The 16,190-nt window shown below is 42.4% G+C and carries 16 protein-coding genes; 2 read left to right on the top strand and 14 right to left on the bottom strand.

The features are described 5' to 3' along the window. Nucleotides 1–16: 16 nt before the first annotated feature. The 5 genes from PW220_RS03035 to ccpA form a co-directional block, all read right to left on the bottom strand. Complete coding sequence (locus tag PW220_RS03035) at nt 17–334, bottom strand: nucleoside triphosphate pyrophosphohydrolase family protein (RefSeq protein ID WP_248054816.1); 318 nt, start codon at nt 332–334, stop codon at nt 17–19. 258 nt (nt 335–592) lie between these two features. After that, on the bottom strand, nt 593–940 hold the full coding sequence (locus PW220_RS03030) for a hypothetical protein (protein WP_248054678.1): 348 nt from the start codon (nt 938–940) through the stop codon (nt 593–595). A gap of 81 nt (nt 941–1,021) precedes the next feature. Next, complete coding sequence (locus PW220_RS03025; RefSeq protein ID WP_248054679.1) at nt 1,022–2,335, bottom strand: glycosyltransferase family 4 protein; 1,314 nt, start codon at nt 2,333–2,335, stop codon at nt 1,022–1,024. Beyond that, nucleotides 2,336–3,334: an LTA glycolipid anchor biosynthesis glycosyltransferase, IagA/BgsA family gene (locus PW220_RS03020; protein WP_105118766.1), complete on the bottom strand. Its 999-nt coding sequence runs from the start codon at nt 3,332–3,334 to the stop codon at nt 2,336–2,338. A gap of 126 nt (nt 3,335–3,460) precedes the next feature. Beyond that, nucleotides 3,461–4,462 carry a catabolite control protein A gene (gene ccpA, locus PW220_RS03015; RefSeq protein ID WP_248051560.1) on the bottom strand — a complete coding sequence of 334 codons (1,002 nt, stop codon included), beginning with the start codon at nt 4,460–4,462 and terminating at the stop codon, nt 3,461–3,463. Nucleotides 4,463–4,670: 208 nt separating this feature from the next. On the opposite strand from ccpA, the gene PW220_RS03010 reads away from it, so the two are divergent. Then, nucleotides 4,671–5,756 carry a M24 family metallopeptidase gene (locus PW220_RS03010; protein WP_248054681.1) on the top strand — a complete coding sequence of 362 codons (1,086 nt, stop codon included), beginning with the start codon at nt 4,671–4,673 and terminating at the stop codon, nt 5,754–5,756. A 40-nt stretch (nt 5,757–5,796) separates the two neighbouring features. Here PW220_RS03010 and tgt read toward each other — a convergent pair whose 3' ends face one another. Further along, nucleotides 5,797–6,939, bottom strand: coding sequence for a tRNA guanosine(34) transglycosylase Tgt (tgt, locus tag PW220_RS03005; protein ID WP_248054682.1), 1,143 nt, complete (start codon nt 6,937–6,939; stop codon nt 5,797–5,799). Between the two features lie 166 nt (nt 6,940–7,105). Between tgt and PW220_RS03000 the strand changes: the two genes are divergently transcribed. Further along, on the top strand, nt 7,106–7,954 hold the full coding sequence (locus tag PW220_RS03000) for a DUF975 family protein (protein ID WP_248054683.1): 849 nt from the start codon (nt 7,106–7,108) through the stop codon (nt 7,952–7,954). Nucleotides 7,955–8,428: 474 nt separating this feature from the next. Here the strand turns inward: PW220_RS03000 and PW220_RS02995 are convergent, their stop codons facing one another. From PW220_RS02995 to polA, 8 genes are all read right to left on the bottom strand, one after another. Beyond that, on the bottom strand, nt 8,429–9,715 hold the full coding sequence (locus PW220_RS02995; RefSeq protein ID WP_248054684.1) for an FAD-binding oxidoreductase: 1,287 nt from the start codon (nt 9,713–9,715) through the stop codon (nt 8,429–8,431). Continuing rightward, entirely contained in the window at nt 9,708–10,466 is a 759-nt protein-coding gene (locus tag PW220_RS02990; protein ID WP_248054685.1) for an FAD:protein FMN transferase, read from the bottom strand. The genes PW220_RS02995 and PW220_RS02990 overlap by 8 nt, the downstream gene beginning before the upstream one ends. After that, nucleotides 10,463–10,948 (bottom strand): FMN-binding protein, encoded by a 486-nt coding sequence (locus PW220_RS02985; protein ID WP_172028716.1) that lies wholly within the window; start codon nt 10,946–10,948, stop codon nt 10,463–10,465. The genes PW220_RS02990 and PW220_RS02985 overlap by 4 nt, the downstream gene beginning before the upstream one ends. A 177-nt stretch (nt 10,949–11,125) precedes the next feature. After that, nucleotides 11,126–11,935, bottom strand: a complete 810-nt coding sequence (locus tag PW220_RS02980) for a hypothetical protein (RefSeq protein ID WP_248054686.1) — start codon at nt 11,933–11,935, stop codon at nt 11,126–11,128. A 24-nt stretch (nt 11,936–11,959) separates the two neighbouring features. Beyond that, on the bottom strand, nt 11,960–12,394 hold the full coding sequence (locus PW220_RS02975; protein WP_248054687.1) for a CoA-binding protein: 435 nt from the start codon (nt 12,392–12,394) through the stop codon (nt 11,960–11,962). 12 nt (nt 12,395–12,406) lie between these two features. After that, nucleotides 12,407–12,673, bottom strand: a complete 267-nt coding sequence (locus PW220_RS02970; protein ID WP_248054688.1) for a hypothetical protein — start codon at nt 12,671–12,673, stop codon at nt 12,407–12,409. A gap of 23 nt (nt 12,674–12,696) precedes the next feature. Further along, a complete protein-coding gene (locus PW220_RS02965) occupies nt 12,697–13,446 on the bottom strand; it encodes a glucose-6-phosphate isomerase (RefSeq protein ID WP_248054689.1) in 750 nt (249 codons plus the stop codon). A gap of 11 nt (nt 13,447–13,457) precedes the next feature. Continuing rightward, nucleotides 13,458–16,094, bottom strand: coding sequence for a DNA polymerase I (polA, locus tag PW220_RS02960; RefSeq protein ID WP_248054690.1), 2,637 nt, complete (start codon nt 16,092–16,094; stop codon nt 13,458–13,460). Nucleotides 16,095–16,190: the final 96 nt, after the last annotated feature.

The raw sequence follows: 16,190 nt of genomic DNA, 5'->3' as shown, positions 1-16,190 counted from the left end.
TTTATCTCCTTTTTATTTATTTTTTAATCCCCAATAACTCTTCTTTTTGAGCTAAAAAGGTTTCCATTTCTTTTTGAATATCAATATCCAAGCGGTCAGCCAATTCAATCAACCACCAGATATTTTCAGCTATCTTATGCTCCAAGGTATAAGGCGTTTCATCATAGTAACGGCCCTGCTTGGTCATAATCAGGCGGTTCATGTTGCCAATATCATTGGTCAGAGCCAAGAGATCCTCCTCGACGGACCACTCTTTGTCATGGTGCTTGAGTTCCAGTTCTCTATAGGCTCTCCGCACATCTTGACACCGTCTTAATAAGTCATCAGGCAGCATCATTCCTCCTCCAAAAGAAAACACGACGCCCTCGCAAAAGGACGTCGTAACGTGGTTCCACCTTCATTCGCAGTCACACCGAAAAGCCTGACTACCTCAGATTGGCGATAAGGGAACCACCCTTTTATGTTTGCATAAAATCCTACCGAGTAGTGTCAATCCTATCCTCTATGTGCTTGCACCCACCGCACACTCTCTCAAAGATTTCCTAGAATTGATAAATCTCTAAGTGGTATTATACCACCTTTTTCCATTTTTTCAAAGACTTTTATTTTTTATGTGGCAAAGCAGAGCGCCTAACAAGCATCCGACCACTGCACTCAGACTATAGATGACCTGATAGAGCCATATCCACTCTCCAAAACTAAAAATAGTAAGAGGAAAGAGGAGAAAGGCTAGGACAGGAACCCTTATGGAAAAACCATGACCACGACCATCAATCAGCCCTAAGATGAATAATCCGAGAGGAGTATAAAGCAGAATATTGTTGACAATCAAGGCCTTGGCAAGATAAGTATCCAAAAAAGAAGCAAGACCATAGATACCAACATAAAGGAATAAAATAATCAACGTATAAAGCAAGCCAATTTTCATCTTTTTATTCATAAGAAACCTCTTTTTGACTAGCAAATGAAGGATGGAACTACCCAGGTAATCTCTTTAGAATAAACTATCCCAAGTACCTAATCAGTCAAAGAAATTCCGAATGGATTTGACCTGCTCAACAGATTTTTTCAAAATCTTCACAGTCGTATCCGTTGACTTGACAACAATTTTTTGGGGTAAGTAAATGGTTTCCTTCAAAATTGCTTCTGCTACTGTATCCTGATTGGTGTGTTCCCTACGGAAATCATAGGAAATTTTCAAATCTAAATAATATTCGTAGATACGACGACCAAAATTTGTTGAAGAAATTTCATATAACTTCTTATTCAAAACATGCGCATTCATTGGCGGTGTTGCAACAATGGCTTCTACTACTGCATCAGCCAATTCCTGCTCACGAACAAAGAGGGTTCCAAACATCTTATCCGTTACCACATTCTTCAAATAGGGATTGACATGGGCTAAAATCGGAGTTCCTGAAGCCAGGCTTTCTAAGAAGGTCAAGCCCTGTGTTTCACTAGTCGAGGCGGAGATAAAGAAATCTGCAGCCTTGTAGTAAAGGGCAGTATCACTTGGCGCAATCATCCCAGTTAACTGAACATGTTCTTCCAAAGCCAGTTCAGCAATCAAGTCCTCCAATGCAGCTGCATATGGCCCACCACCAACAATGACCAATTTGACCTTGGGATTTTCCGAAAGAATTTTCGGCATGGCCTTAATAATGGCCTGAATATTTTTTTCATGGGAAATCCGTGACAGACTGAGCAACATAGTTTCATCGGTTTCAATTCCCAGTTGTGACCGCAATTCAGCCGTATCCTCTTCCGAAATCTCTGGTCGTTCAAACTTAGCCAAATCAATACCAGTAGGAATGACCCGTTTGGAAATCGGAATATCGTAGCCGGTCAACAAATCTTCCACAATTTCGCTAGGACAGATAACTCCGTCTAAATCACGCAAATAAGCCCGAACAAAATACTTAATCATGCCTGGACGAATAATCCGCCCCTTAGCAATATAATGCACATAATCTTCATACTGGGTATGGTAGGTATGGACAACTGGAATGCCTAGTTCTCTAGCCACCATCTTACCCAAAATCCCCAAGGCGAACTCTGTATGGGTATGAATAATATCTAGCTTGTACCGGCTAGCAATCTTCAAGGCGTCTGTAAAGCCTGCATAGGCCACTCGCCTATCTTTAAAGGCAAAAAATGGAACACTGGGAATACGAATAATATCCCAATCTTCATAGCGATTGACATCCTCATCTGTTGTTGTAAAAATAAATACTGTATGACCTAGCTTCTCCAACTCTGTTTTTAAGGTACGAATAGAGGTCGCAACCCCTGAAACCTGTGGAAAATAGGTATCCGTAAACAATCCAATCCTCATCTACATCTCCAATACTTGACGATAGGCCTCTACCAATTGATGACCAACTTGATCAATTGATCGACTAACGGCGACTTGATAGCCCGCTTCTCGTTTATCTACTTGCTTATCTAAAATCTTTTGAATAGAGGCAACGAAATCATCCACCGTTTGCCCCAACTCTGCACTGGTTTCATCAATCCAGCCTTCATAGACAGGAATATCTCGCAGTACGACATGCTGACGGCTGGCAAGAGCTTCCAGAACTACAATCCCTTCCGTTTCTTCGTGAGAAGGAAAGAAAAAGGCATCCGCTCCGCTCATTGCACCCTGAAAAACTGCTCCCTTAAAATAACCAGGAAACTCAACATTAGCCGGATGGTCACCTTCTACAATCTTGCGAATATAGGACGGAATCATCCATTTATTGATAGAACCCAGCCAAATAAAGCGGACATGGGGCATCTTCTCTGCAACCTTGACAAAGTCCTCAATTCCTTTACGACGGAAGTAAAGACCTGCGCAGACAACAACTGGCTGACCTTCCTCAATGCCAAAATGCTCCCTAAACACAGCTTCCTTATGGGGATCTTTCTTATACTTATCCAAGTCAATTCCATTTGATACTGCAACAATCGGAGTAGTCACTCCATAAGACTGGATGAGCTTTTTTGAATAGGTGGAGGGAGTAATAATAAAGTCAGCCTTCTGGTACATACTAGCCAAGTATTTCCCAACCAAGGGAGCCAATAAATTGGATCCAATAAAGGAATTTTGGAAATCTTCCTTGGTCGAATGCCCATGTAAAATAACCTTTTTCCCATGACGCTTGGCTGCATGAAGCAAGAACCAAGAGCGAGGACCGTAGGTATTGATATGAACCACATCATAGTCCCCCAATAAATCGGTCGTATAGGGAATACCAGCCATATCCAAGGCCTCCATCTGATGATGAAGGGCCCGACCGATACCCGATTTTTCTAAAACTGTTTTTCCTTCAAGATACAATAAAACCTTCATACTCTATATTATATCCCTTTTTGACCATTTTTCCTATCCAAAACCAAGGATTTATAAAAAGACCATCAGCTTAGATGCCTTGGACTTGGCCTCAACATCAAGCATGATGGTCTTTTTTTGTAGCTATTACTTGGTAGACTTACGGATTTTAAGACCGTGGTTAAGAATAACTTCGCGGTTATCCAAGTCTTCCTTGTGCATGATTTTGGTCAACATCCGCATAGCAATGGCACCAATATCATAGAGTGGCTGGTTGATAGAGGTTAGATTTGGACTGGTGAATTTTGTAACCAAAGAATCGTCACTAGTCACAATTTCAAATTCCTCCGGTACCTTAATTCCCTTATCGCTAATACCATTTAACAAACCTGCTGCAATCTCATCTTCAGCAACATAGGCAGCTGTTGCTCCTGCATTTAAGATCCGCTCTGCTAGGGCATAGCCTTCTTCATACTTGTACTTAGACTCGAAAACAAGACCCTCGTTGAAGTCAATACCATTGTCCTTCAATCCTTGCTTGTAACCTGCAAGGCGGACCTTGCCATTGATGTCGTCCACAAGCGGACCTGATACAAAGGCTATTTTCTTGTTGTTTTTAGCAAGAAGATGGACAGCATCCGCACTCGCCGCTGCATAGTCAATGTTGACACTTGGCAATTGGTGTTCTAAATCCACTGTACCTGCTAAAACGATCGGTGTCCGAGAACGTGAAAACTCAGCACGAATCTTGTCTGTCAAATGATAGCCCATGAAAATGATACCATCCACCTGTTTAGAGAAGAGGGTATTGACTACATTAATCTCCTTCTCATCATTTTCATCGCTATTGGCAAGGACAATATTGTACTTATACATATCCGCAATATCATCAATCCCTTTAGCCAAGGTCGCAAAATAAGCATTAGCAATATTTGGAATGACAACCCCCACTGTTGTCGTTTTCTTACTTGCTAATCCCCTAGCTACCGCATTTGGACGATAGTCCAAGCGGTCAATCACTTCCAATACTTTCTTACGAGTATTTTCCTTGACATTTTTATTCCCATTCACAACACGCGACACTGTTGCCATGGATACGCCTGCTTCACGGGCCACGTCATAAATCGTTACCGTATCATCAGTATTCATCATCGACGTTACTTCCTTTCTTTTTCTTTTCTATTTTATGAAAATTACGCTTTCACCCAATTCTAGTGTATCACTTTTTGAAACCACTTTCAAGAGAAAAAGGGGATTTTTTTGATAATACTTGCAATTTTTTTCATTTTTTGAAACAATAGTCTATATAATAAACGAAAATTTCAACACAATTTCCCAAAAATAGAAAGGTGCCCACATGTCAAAACTCAATCATGTAACATCCTACCTTGAAACCAACAAATTGGACCTGGCGATCTTTTCAGACCCAGTCAGCATCTACTACCTGACTGGCTACCACAGTGATCCACACGAACGCCACATGATGCTCTTTGTCATGCCCGACCACGACCCCCTCCTCTTCCTTCCAGCCTTGGATGTGGAGCGTGCAGTAGCGACTGTTGACTTTCCTGTAGCTGGCTATATGGATTCTGAAAATCCGTGGCAGGTTATCAAGAGCAAGCTACCGCAGAAAACATTCTCTGCCATCGGTGCTGAGTTTGACAATTTGAACCTTACCCGTTACCACGGTTTGCAGTCCATTTTCAATCAAGCCTTTACGGACATTACTCCGCTTATCAATACCATGAAATTGATCAAGTCCCGTGATGAGATTGAAAAAATGTTGGTGGCTGGTGAGTTTGCGGACAAGGCTATGCAGGTTGGTTTTGACAATATCTCCCTCGATGTGACGGAAACAGACATCATTGCTCAGATTGAATTTGAGATGAAAAAACAGGGCATTTCCAAGATGAGTTTTGATACCATGGTCTTGACAGGTAACAATGCTGCAAACCCACACGGTATTCCATCGACAAATAAAATCGAAAATAACGCTCTGCTATTGTTCGACCTAGGTGTCGAAACCCTGGGCTATACCTCTGATATGACACGGACAGTAGCTGTCGGTCAACCTGACCAATTTAAAAAGGATATTTATAACCTAACTCTTGAAGCCCACATGGCTGCGATCAATATGATCAAGCCTGGTGTGACGGCAGGTGAGATTGACTACGCTGCTCGCTCTGTCATTGAAAAGGCTGGTTATGGTGACTACTTCAACCACCGTCTTGGACATGGTTTGGGCATGAGTGTCCACGAGTTCCCATCTATTATGGAAGGAAATGACTTGGTTATCGAAGAAGGCATGTGCTTCTCTGTTGAGCCTGGTATCTATATTCCTGGAAAAGTCGGTGTACGCATTGAAGACTGTGGCTATGTGACTAAAAACGGCTTTGAAGTCTTTACCAAGACGCCGAAAGAACTCTTGTATTTTGATGTATAAAAAAAGAACCTCCTAATATTTTGTAGGAGGTCATTTTTATTTAAAAGTTTCTACCATTCTTGCCATAACCATATTTTTCCATAAAGTCTTGACGGAACTCCAACAAATTATCATCCATAATGGCCTGACGGACATTTTTCATCAAGTTGATTAGGAAGAAGAGGTTGTGGTAGCTGGTCAAGCGGATACCAAAGGTTTCATCTGCCTTGAGCAAGTGACGAAGATAGGCACGGCTATAGTTTTTACAAGTGTAGCAATCACAGTCTGGATCAAGCGGTGTAAAGTCTTCAGCAAACTGGGCATTTTTTACCACCAAGCGACCTTGGCTGGTCATACAGGTACCGTTACGAGCGATACGGGTTGGCAACACGCAGTCAAACATATCGACACCACGGATGACTGCATCAATCAAACTGTCTGGTGCTCCCACTCCCATGAGGTAGCGTGGCTTGTTCTCAGGTAACAATGGCGTCGTGAAGTCCAATACCGCATTCATTTCGTCATGGGTTTCACCAACAGCCAGACCACCGATTGAATAACCTGGGAAATCCATGCTGACCAGGTCCTGAGCAGACTGACGACGGAGGTCTTCAAAGCCAGCCCCTTGCACAATTCCAAATAAACCTTGGTCATGCGGACGTCGGTGGGCCTTGAGCCCACGTTCTGCCCAACGGCTTGTTCTTTCGATGGATTTTTTTACATAATCATAAGGCTGGTAAAACTGTGGACACTCATCAAAGCTCATCATGATGTCTGAGCCAAGATTGTTTTGAATGGAAATGGCCTTTTCAGGTGACAGGAACATCTTGCTGCCGTTGAGGTGGTTCTTGAAGGTCACCCCTTCTTCTGAGATATTGCGGCTATCCGCCAAGGAATAAACCTGGAAACCACCTGAGTCGGTCAGGATAGGCTGGTCCCAGTTCATAAACTTATGCAAGCCACCTGCCTGAGCAATCAGCTCGTCACCTGGACGGAGCCAAAGGTGATAGGTGTTGGATAGGATAATGCCTGAGCCCATTTCCTTCAATTCTTCAGGCGACATGGTTTTAACGGTTGCCTGGGTCCCTACGGGCATAAACATTGGGGTTGGGAAGGTGCCGTGAGGGGTGATAATCTCCCCTAAACGAGCACCTGTGTGCTTTTCTTTCTTAATCAAGCGGTACTTGATTGGTACATCTGTCATGCTTACCTCCAACTAGGAAAAACAGTCCTAGGAATTTAATCTTGCATGGCCAATTAGTCAATTTTACAAAAAACAACCAATTTCCACAGCATATTCCAGTCTATCAAAAAAATACTTTCTTGTCACTTAGAATTATGTTACAATGTTGAGTAAGGAGGTTATGTAGATGTTTACAATTTTTGAGATTAGGGAAAAAGCTCGCCAGACCATTCATCATACAGATGGTATCTATCAAGTAGCAGCTGTTCCCGTTATTCTATCTGTTATCGTTCAATTATTCTCTGCTTCTCGCAATAGTCTTGTTGGCCTGACACCCGAAGACATTGTTAGTCCGGGCTACCTCTTTTCTACCTCCTTGTTTCCATTTTTCTACGGCTTGCTTTTAGGCTTGCTTCAGCTATCTGTCCTTTGGACCTTATTTCAAGTCACAAAGAATATCAAACAGGCCACGTCATTTAAGGACTGCATCAGCATTTTTTCACATAAGGATTTTGGAAAGGTGTTCAAGACCTATATTTTGAAGAGTTTCCTTCTCTTCCTGTGGGGCTTGATCTTCTATCTTGGGCTTGGTTTAATTATTGGTAGCACCACCGTCACCGCTACAATCATTCTATCAACAGGTTCGACCGACCCAAATCTCCTTCCTCAAGATCTTCTAGCCTTACTGGGGATTTTACTTATTAGCGGTATGTTCCTGACCATCATTGGACTTGCTATCTATATTCCGCAAATTTATGCCTACTCTCAAGTTGAATTTATCCTATTCGAACAGTTGGAGCGGGAGGAATACACTGGAGCCTTTTCCATTATCAAGGCCAGTAGAAAATTGATGAAAGGATACAAATTCAAGCGTTTTGTATTGGATTTGTCCTTTATCGGTTGGTTTGCGCTTATCGTCATCACCTTTGGTCTAGCTGGTCTATATGTCTGGCCCTACCACTATTTAGCCCAATCTTACTTCCACGAAGGAATTTTAGATGATCAGGCCCAAAAAATGAACTACGTTTATGAATAATCTAACGATAACACAACCTATTTTTTATAAAATATGCATTTCTTTTGTAGGGATACAAGTATAAAGTTCCCTAAAGAAATAGTTTATAAACAGGGATAGAAAAGAAGTTGACCACCATCAACTTCTTTTCTATTATTCAAAATATGCATAAAATAGGCTTTTCATGAATTTGTGTCGATAATTAAAAAAAAAAAAAGGTAAAAATATTGGAATTCTATATAGTTTTATGTTATACTATCAACTGAGGAATGGTAAGTGTATATTCTTACATCTTTAGAATTGAAATAGGTTTCTTCCTTTCTATTTTTTACGCCATGTGTAGTAGCTTATTCCAATTCTAACATTCCTCTTTCATAGAATTTCCTAGGTCCAGCCTCTCAGGCAGGGCTTTTTTATGTGCATTAAAAAAGTCAGTTCCCTTGAGAAACCGACTTTACAATATATAAGACTTTCTAATGAGAAGACAAGATAAACTTACCAACCAAATTCCTCATAGAAAATTTGTGTTTTTGGAACCCCATTTTTTGCCAAGGTCTTGATCCAATAACGAGCCATGACTGGTGGGCCTGACACTAAGACTGTCAAATCATCAAAGTCATGAGGCAATGCGGACAAAACTTCTGCTTCTTCAAAAGCACCGATTTTTCGGACAGATCTAAAATTCTCTCTTTCGGCTTCCCAAGATTTGAATTTTTCTTCATAAATCAGGGCCGCTTCAGTAGTTGCACCATGAAAGACTGTTGTATCAATTGTTGGGAACTTATCAATTAGCGACAACAAAGGTGTAATACCAATACCACCTGAAATCATGATAATATTTTTGGGTTGCTGATCTTCTACTACCGTTTGGAACATACCGTAGCCACCGTCCACTCGAATACGAGCTGGAGCTGCAACAGTTTGTAAAGTACGGGTAAAGTCCCCATCTCCACGAATAGCCAGTGTAATCTGATCATTTGCATCAGGGGCATTTACAAGGGAGAAGGGATGGGGCTCAGCCAAGCCCTTAACACCTGGGAAGGAGATAAAGACAAAGTCACCCGCTCTCAATTTAGTAGCCTTGCCTTTAGGTAATTGAATTTGTAATTCGTGAATATTGTCAGCAATTTCACGATTTTCGACTAATTTAGCCGTGTAGCCTTTTGCATTTGGCTTGAATTTGGCCCAGAGATATGACAGGAATACAAAGCCAGAAGCTAAGTAGAAGGCCGCCATAAAGCTAGTATTTGCACGGATATAATCAATTAACTGGACATGGACAAAAATCAAGAAGGTCGCCAACAAGTTCAAGCGATGGAGCCATACAGATACTTCGTGCTTGAAAGTTGTTTCCAATTTACGTTTTAGAGTGGCAAGGAAACGAATTCTAGATGTTAACCAACCCGCCATGAAGACCATTGAATAAATGGCTAAGGACAGGAAGATGAGAAAGGCGATATTACCAGTCTGCTCAATCAAGCCGTAAGATGGTAACAGGTTCTTATGCATAAAGGAGAAGTAAATGGCCACCAGACTGAGAATGCCGTGAATCATATAGGCTGCTGGCAAGCCAATCAACCGATCTAGCCACTTAGGTTTGGTTCCAATGTAAATCGCTAAGAGCATCCAGACATAAGCCACGATACCCAAGGCGATGCTGATCTTCATTTGACCAAAACCTGCCGGTAGACCAGTTACAAAGGTATAGATAAAGGGAAAGGGCAGGATGAATAAAGCCACCATCCAGGCCAATCCTAAAGCATAGTTATTTTTCTTAATCACGCACTAATTCTCCTTTTTTAAAAAAATGTAGCTGTTGCGGCTTGATATACAAGCCACTAAGTTGGTGATGGGCAATAGCATCAAGCAATGTATTTTCTGGCATACTTAATCCAGCTGTGGCCCAGACATCTGCTCTTGTCAGACTGGTGTCCATAAAGGTTATTTGTTGGATATCATTTTGGGATTGGATATGCTGTCCTCGCTTGCTGTAGCCAGATGTGGCAATGGCCCCATTCTTGGCTGTAAATACGGCAAGGATTTCCTGTAGATTATCAGGATTTTCGATACCAATCTTCCAGACGAAACTACTTGCTTCCTTGGTAGCGAACTGCATATCTCCTCCCCCATTTAAGCAAACTGCTTCAACATCGGGGTGTTGGAGGTAGGGTAGGAGTTTATTTTGAAAGATTTTTTCAATCACCCAACCCTTGACCAGACCAGTTGGATCATAGCTCCCTTTATAGTAGGGGTCAAAGGCACCGTCTGTTTCTTGATGAGCCATTTCTGCTAGGGAAAAGACTTCTTGAAATTCCTGGTCTAACAAAACTGACCTATCTCCGTCTTGAAAGCGACATACCAAGGAACTTGGACGAAAGGTTGAAAATTTTTCTTCCAAGCGTTCTAGCTCAGTCAGGATTTCCAAACTTAGTCTGTCCAACTCCTCTTCTAGTTGGCTTTCCTGTACAGTTGCCAGACTAATGGTAAAGGGCAGGGTCATCGCCTCAACTGTCCTGTTGATGATTTTTATCATGAGGCTTGGTTAAGGGCGTCTTGCAAGGAACCTGTAAAGCCTTTATAGGCTTCAGTTGCTCCTGAAATCTGGTTGACTTGAGCTGATTGATTGGAAATAGCTTCTGCAATATAGGTCGGTAGGGCACCGTCATTGATTTCTTGCGATTCAGGGTTATCATTTGGATACTGCAAGATAGTTACGTCGCTGATATTTCCGCCTGAAACAGTTAATTGCACCTGGTAGTCACCGCGGTTGGTTGATGTTACTGCACCTGTATAGGTACCATCTGTCAAGCCTGTGGATTGGCTAGAGCTTGCTTCACTTGTCCCTGCTGCTTGACTGCTTGAGCTGACTTGACTAGAGCTACTTGCAAGCTGACTGGAGCTGCTGGTAGTGGTTTCTGTTGCTGTATCCGTCTGGAAAAAGAGCAAGAAAGCGTTATAGGCTGCTGCGGCCAAGGCTAGAAGGGCGATAAGAGCTGCTGTTAATTTTTTCTTCATGATTTCCTCAATTCTAATGTAAGAATACTATTTTCAATAAATTTTCAAATAGTGATTTCCAATTATAGCATGCTAAAAGTTGGTAAGGCAAGAAAAAAATCTCCAATTATAGCTATTTTAAAAATGTTTTAAGAAAGCTTTAAGAAAAGGCCCAGAAAATTCTGGAGCCTGATTTTATTATTGTAATAATTGCCAAGTCAAAACATCTTGAATAGCCGTATTCCTATCTGGCAGGACTTCTGGTCCATCAGAAGTAACTTGACCCGTATGAGCATTTAAGCGAAAAGTGCCAACAGTATAGACCTGACTGCCATCAGTAGCCAAGCGATAGATTGTTCCGTTGCTTTCTGGTCGATAGCCGTCTAAAAAGAAGCTACTGATTAGACCATTATCAAAAATATCTACATATACTCGAACATTTTCGGAAGAAACCAAGCGAGTTGGGTAGGTTTCATTTCCCCAGATAGAAAAGACAAACATCTGCTCTCCACCAGTCGCAAGTAAGAGTTCTAACTGACCATTTCCATCAATATCGTGTAAGGAATAATAAAATGCAACATTGGGGTCGATATTTTTTAGGTAGCCCTCTTCCACCGTCGGATCATCAAAGGTTCCGCCACTTCTCAACACTCTTATCCACTTGCCATAAGTATTTAAGATTGCTTGATAATTGGGGTGAAGAGTGGATTGGCTAGGAGGAGCTGCTTGACTACTGTCCTCAGATTGACTGGTTTGGGTTTGACTAGAGCTTTCAGTAACTAAGCTGCTACTAGGACTGGTGCTTGTCGCTGAACTTGTCGTTGAAGTGCTGGATGAGGAACTGGTCGAGTTCGTTGAAGTGCTGGTTGAAGAACTGATTTTAGTAGAACTGCCAGTAGTTGAAGAGGTAGTATTTACAGACCTAGTCTGGCTAGAGCAGGCTAGTAAGCTGACCAACATAATCGTAGATAATCCCAAATAAATTACATATTTCATAGGCAATTTCATCACAGAACCTCCAACTTTCTTCTCTTACACTTCTTGCATCTCCAAATATTCAATCTTGATACACTTGTTCATGACAATGTCATTGCGACCTGCTTGACGAAGAACATCTTCTGCTTCTTGGCTTTCTAAACCGAGTTGAGCCCAAAAGATTTTAGCATCTGTTTGAACAAATTCACGCGCTACATCTGGCAGAAACTCACTCCGACGAAAAACATTGACAATATCTACAGGTTGGTCGATTTCCAAGAGGCTAGCATAGACCTGCTCTCCTAGGATGGTCTCGCCTACTGCCCTTGGATTGACAGGAATAATCTTGTAGCCTGCTTCTTGCATAAGCTTGGATACCCGATAGGCTGCAGTTTCTTCCCTGCCAGATAAACCAACTACCGCAATGGTTTTAGAATGTCTCAAGTAGTCAAAAATGACAGCTTGACTAGGGTTTTGAAATGAATAGGTCATAGCTTTCTCCTTTTAGGATAAATCAAATCGAAAGATAAATAGAAATAAAACAAGTGCAAGGATTGCCACCAAGCGAATGGTCTTCCCTTCCTTTTCTGTCAGCCGTGTCCGATTGGGTAGTTTTGGAAATACAAACATCAAGACAGCATAGGAGGCACAGCCAAGATTGGCCAGGTAATTGATTTTAGTAACCCAAGCTAATACCATACCTAATAGACAAAACGAAAATCCAACCCAAAATTGCTGACCATAGGTTCTAGTCTTCAACCAGTCTACCATCTGCTACCTCATTCTAGCTAACTTTACTTCTTAGAAATATTGTAAAGAACATCCTTGAGCTGACCGATGGTCTGCTTAAGGTTCGTCCGATCCTTATCTAATCCTGGATCCAGAGAATAATAGACCGATCCTACTACAACAGAATCATCATAAGCACCTGTTGATTCCATGCGATAGAAAGTAATGCGTCCCATTTTTTTATCTGTCATCAATTGACGACCGACCTGCCATTCTTGGCCATTTATGGTAACAATCGTTTTTTCAATGAAAGAGTGATTGGTTTCATCCATACGCATTTCTAATTCCTCGGGAGTCATATTGCGACCTTCTTCAAGGGGTGATTTATTGAAGGCATTGATGTTATAAAGCTGAACCATAAAATTGCTAGAATCAACTTTAACATCGTAGACTGCAGCTACTGTCTCATCTTCCGTATTCTCTGTATTGATGGTCCAATTTGTCGGCACATCATAATAACGAAAATTTTCCTTGATATTGCCTGCTTCATCCTTTTCTGCAACACCATTGTTAGCCGCGTGTATTTTGTGGCCTTTTTGTGTCTCATCTGCTGGTGGGTTGGCATTAACAACCACCACAGGTGCATTAGCAAGGACATTCATTGATTCATTGGTCGTATCCTGTTTTTCTTTTAGGATAGGTAATGTTGTAGAAAAATCAGCTCCTGACGGATTTGTTCCCGTATTTTCTTTTTTTTCTCCACAACCTGCAAGGAACAAGCTAAACAATCCAATACAAACTAGAGTTTTCTTCATGTCATTCCTTTCTATTTGGCTTCGTACCAAGTCTGGCCATCATTTTCATCGGCAATCAATGGGACTGACAAGGCGATGGCTGACTCCATGGTTTCTTTTACGAGGGCTTTAACTGTTTCCAATTCTGCTCTTGGTACTTCAAGCACAATCTCATCGTGTACCTGAAGGAGCATGCGCGTTGACAGGCCGGCTTCTTCAATTTCCTTGTCCAAGTTGATCATGGCTACCTTGAGAATATCGGCAGCAGAGCCTTGGATTGGGGAGTTGATGGCAGTCCGTTCCGCAAAATTACGGACATTGAAATTACGTGAGTTAATCTCTGGCAATTCACGACGGCGCTTGTAGATGGTTTCTACAAAGCCCTTATCTCTGGCTTCACGGACAATGGTTTCCATGTAGTTCTTGATACCTGGGAAACGTTCAAAATAGGTATCAATATAGTCCTTGGCTTCCTTACGAGTAATGCCCAAGTTGTTGGACAAGCCAAAGTCTGAGATACCGTAAACCACTCCAAAGTTGACTGCCTTGGCATTGCGGCGGTCATTAGCTGTCACATCTTCTGCTTTTTCAATACCGAAGACCCGCATGGCTGTCGAGGTATGAATGTCCACACCTTTTTGGAAGGCTTCAATTAAATGCTCGTCCTTTGAGATATGTGCCAAGACCCGCAGTTCAATCTGCGAATAATCCGATGCCAAGAGTACACTGTTCTCAAGCGACGGCACAAAAGCCTTACGAATCAAGCGACCTTGTTCCAATCGGACTGGGATGTTTTGCAGATTAGGATCTGTTGAGGACAGACGACCGGTCTGGGTCAAGTCCTGCACATAGCGGGTATGAATCTTACCGTCTTCTAAAATCGCATCCTGCAAACCAATAACGTAGGTCGATTGGAGCTTGGTAATCTGGCGATAGTCCAAAATCTTAGAAACCACTGGGGCAATTGGTGCCAGACGTTCCAAGACATCCACTGCTGTTGAGTAGCCTGTCTTGGTTTTCTTGGTATATTCCAAAGGCAAGCCCATGTCTTCAAATAGGATGATGCCAAGTTGTTTTGGCGAGTTGATATTGAATTCCTGACCAGCCAGCTCGTAAATTTCCTTGGTCAGTTGTTCAATCAAAACTTCATTTTCAGCCTGCATGGTTTGTAAAGTTTCTTTTTGAACCTTAATCCCTGTGATTTCCATCTTAGCTAGGACATTGGCCAAAGGCAATTCCATATCAAAGAGCAGGGAAATTTGCTGATTTTCTTCCAGTTTTTCCAACATGACCGCTTCTGTTTCAATAAGGACTTGAAGCTTCTTGGCAAGGTGGGGGAAGAATTCTGCTCGCTCTGGAAGTGCCAATTTTGCTCCCTTGCCATAGACCACCTCATCTGGAACCACACGGGTCTGACCATAGAGGTTGGCAATGGTTGTGATGGCGTTGTCCTCGACTGTTGACAGGAGGTATTTGGCAAGACGGCTATCGAAGCTAGCCAGCGGCAAGTCCAAGCCGTGACGAGCTAGGAGGACTTTTCCACGTTTAAAATCATAGGTTTTAACAGGTTGATTTTCTAAGAAGTCACGCAAGATTAGGCTGTCGAGGAGTTCTGGTCCCCCAACATAAATCTGCTCTTTGTCACCCCAAGCTAGTCCCACCAGATCTTCACGGTGGTAGTTCTCACCCAAGATTTCAAAATAGAAAAATTGATCTGGGTGTAGCATATCCTCTGTCAATTCGGTGACTGTTTGAAACTCGACTGCAGGAAGTTCTTCCTCAGCGCTGGTTCCCAACTGAGCTCGCAACTGCTTGAAGCCCATATCATCGTAGAATTGTCCTAGTTCTTCGACTTTTGGTCCCTCGTAGATAAGGTCATCCAGTCCGATTTCAATAGGTGCATTAGTGTCGATGGTCGCAAGAGTGCGCGATAGGAAGGCCTGTTCCTTATCAGCAATCAGGTTTTCCTTCATCTTGGAAGCCTTCATGCTGTCGATGTTTTCGTAAATGCCGTCTAGGGAGCCATGTTCTATCAGGAGTTTGAGGCCTGTTTTTTCACCGATTTTGGTTACGCCAGGGATGTTATCGGACTTATCACCCATGAGTGCCTTGAGGTCAATAAACTGAGCGGGGGTGATACCCATTTTTTCCATGAGGTAGGCTGGGGTAAATTCTTCGAATTCGGCTACGCCTTTCTTAGAAATCTCAACGACGGTGTTTTCGTCTGTCAGCTGGATCAAGTCCTTATCACCGCTGACAATGGTCACATCGAAGGGAATGTCTGTCCGCTCTGCCATTTTGTCCAAGGTACCGATAATATCGTCTGCCTCGTACTGAGCTAGCTCATAGTGCTTAACCCCCATGGCATCCAACATCTGACGAATGAAGGGAAACTGCTCGCGGAACTCGTCTGGAGTCTTGGCACGACCTGCCTTGTAATCGGCGTACATCTCAGTACGGAAGGTGGTCTTGCCTGCGTCAAAAGCAACGAGAATGTGGGTCGGCTCAATCCGCTTCATCATGTGGTCCAGCATGAGGTTGAAGCCGTAAATGGCGTTGGTATGCAGACCGTTAGCATTCTTGAAGCGGTCAATTTGGTTATAAAGTGCAAAGAAGGCACGGAAGGCTACCGAAGAGCCATCAATGAGTAATAACTTATTTTTTTTCATGTTTCTATTATAGCATGGATGCGGAAGATTTGTGGGTGGTGGAGGGCTGGAATAGCAAAGAAAATCCTAGTCAGTGACTAGGATTTTTCATTGCAA

This window comes from Streptococcus sp. 29892 (assembly GCF_032594935.1).
Classification (GTDB): Bacteria; Bacillota; Bacilli; order Lactobacillales; family Streptococcaceae; genus Streptococcus; species Streptococcus hyiners.
The sequence above is the reverse complement of the archived record's forward strand: the minus strand, read 5'-3'. Positions and strand labels throughout refer to the sequence as shown.

What these genes read in the sequence shown, in the direction of transcription:
- PW220_RS03030 (WP_248054678.1), bottom strand. Translation starts at nt 940, where the DNA reads ATGAATAAAAAGATGAAAATTGGCTTGCTTTATACGTTGATTATTTTA.
- PW220_RS03025 (WP_248054679.1), bottom strand. Translation starts at nt 2,335, where the DNA reads ATGAGGATTGGATTGTTTACGGATACCTATTTTCCACAGGTTTCAGGG.
- PW220_RS02990 (WP_248054685.1), bottom strand. Translation starts at nt 10,466, where the DNA reads ATGATAAAAATCATCAACAGGACAGTTGAGGCGATGACCCTGCCCTTT.
- PW220_RS03000 (WP_248054683.1), top strand. Translation starts at nt 7,106, where the DNA reads ATGTTTACAATTTTTGAGATTAGGGAAAAAGCTCGCCAGACCATTCAT.
- PW220_RS03010 (WP_248054681.1), top strand. Translation starts at nt 4,671, where the DNA reads ATGTCAAAACTCAATCATGTAACATCCTACCTTGAAACCAACAAATTG.
- PW220_RS02975 (WP_248054687.1), bottom strand. Translation starts at nt 12,394, where the DNA reads ATGACCTATTCATTTCAAAACCCTAGTCAAGCTGTCATTTTTGACTAC.
- PW220_RS02980 (WP_248054686.1), bottom strand. Translation starts at nt 11,935, where the DNA reads ATGAAATTGCCTATGAAATATGTAATTTATTTGGGATTATCTACGATT.
- PW220_RS02965 (WP_248054689.1), bottom strand. Translation starts at nt 13,446, where the DNA reads ATGAAGAAAACTCTAGTTTGTATTGGATTGTTTAGCTTGTTCCTTGCA.
- PW220_RS02985 (WP_172028716.1), bottom strand. Translation starts at nt 10,948, where the DNA reads ATGAAGAAAAAATTAACAGCAGCTCTTATCGCCCTTCTAGCCTTGGCC.
- PW220_RS03020 (WP_105118766.1), bottom strand. Translation starts at nt 3,334, where the DNA reads ATGAAGGTTTTATTGTATCTTGAAGGAAAAACAGTTTTAGAAAAATCG.
- tgt (WP_248054682.1), bottom strand. Translation starts at nt 6,939, where the DNA reads ATGACAGATGTACCAATCAAGTACCGCTTGATTAAGAAAGAAAAGCAC.
- ccpA (WP_248051560.1), bottom strand. Translation starts at nt 4,462, where the DNA reads ATGAATACTGATGATACGGTAACGATTTATGACGTGGCCCGTGAAGCA.
- polA (WP_248054690.1), bottom strand. Translation starts at nt 16,094, where the DNA reads ATGAAAAAAAATAAGTTATTACTCATTGATGGCTCTTCGGTAGCCTTC.
- PW220_RS03035 (WP_248054816.1), bottom strand. Translation starts at nt 334, where the DNA reads ATGCTGCCTGATGACTTATTAAGACGGTGTCAAGATGTGCGGAGAGCC.
- PW220_RS02970 (WP_248054688.1), bottom strand. Translation starts at nt 12,673, where the DNA reads ATGGTAGACTGGTTGAAGACTAGAACCTATGGTCAGCAATTTTGGGTT.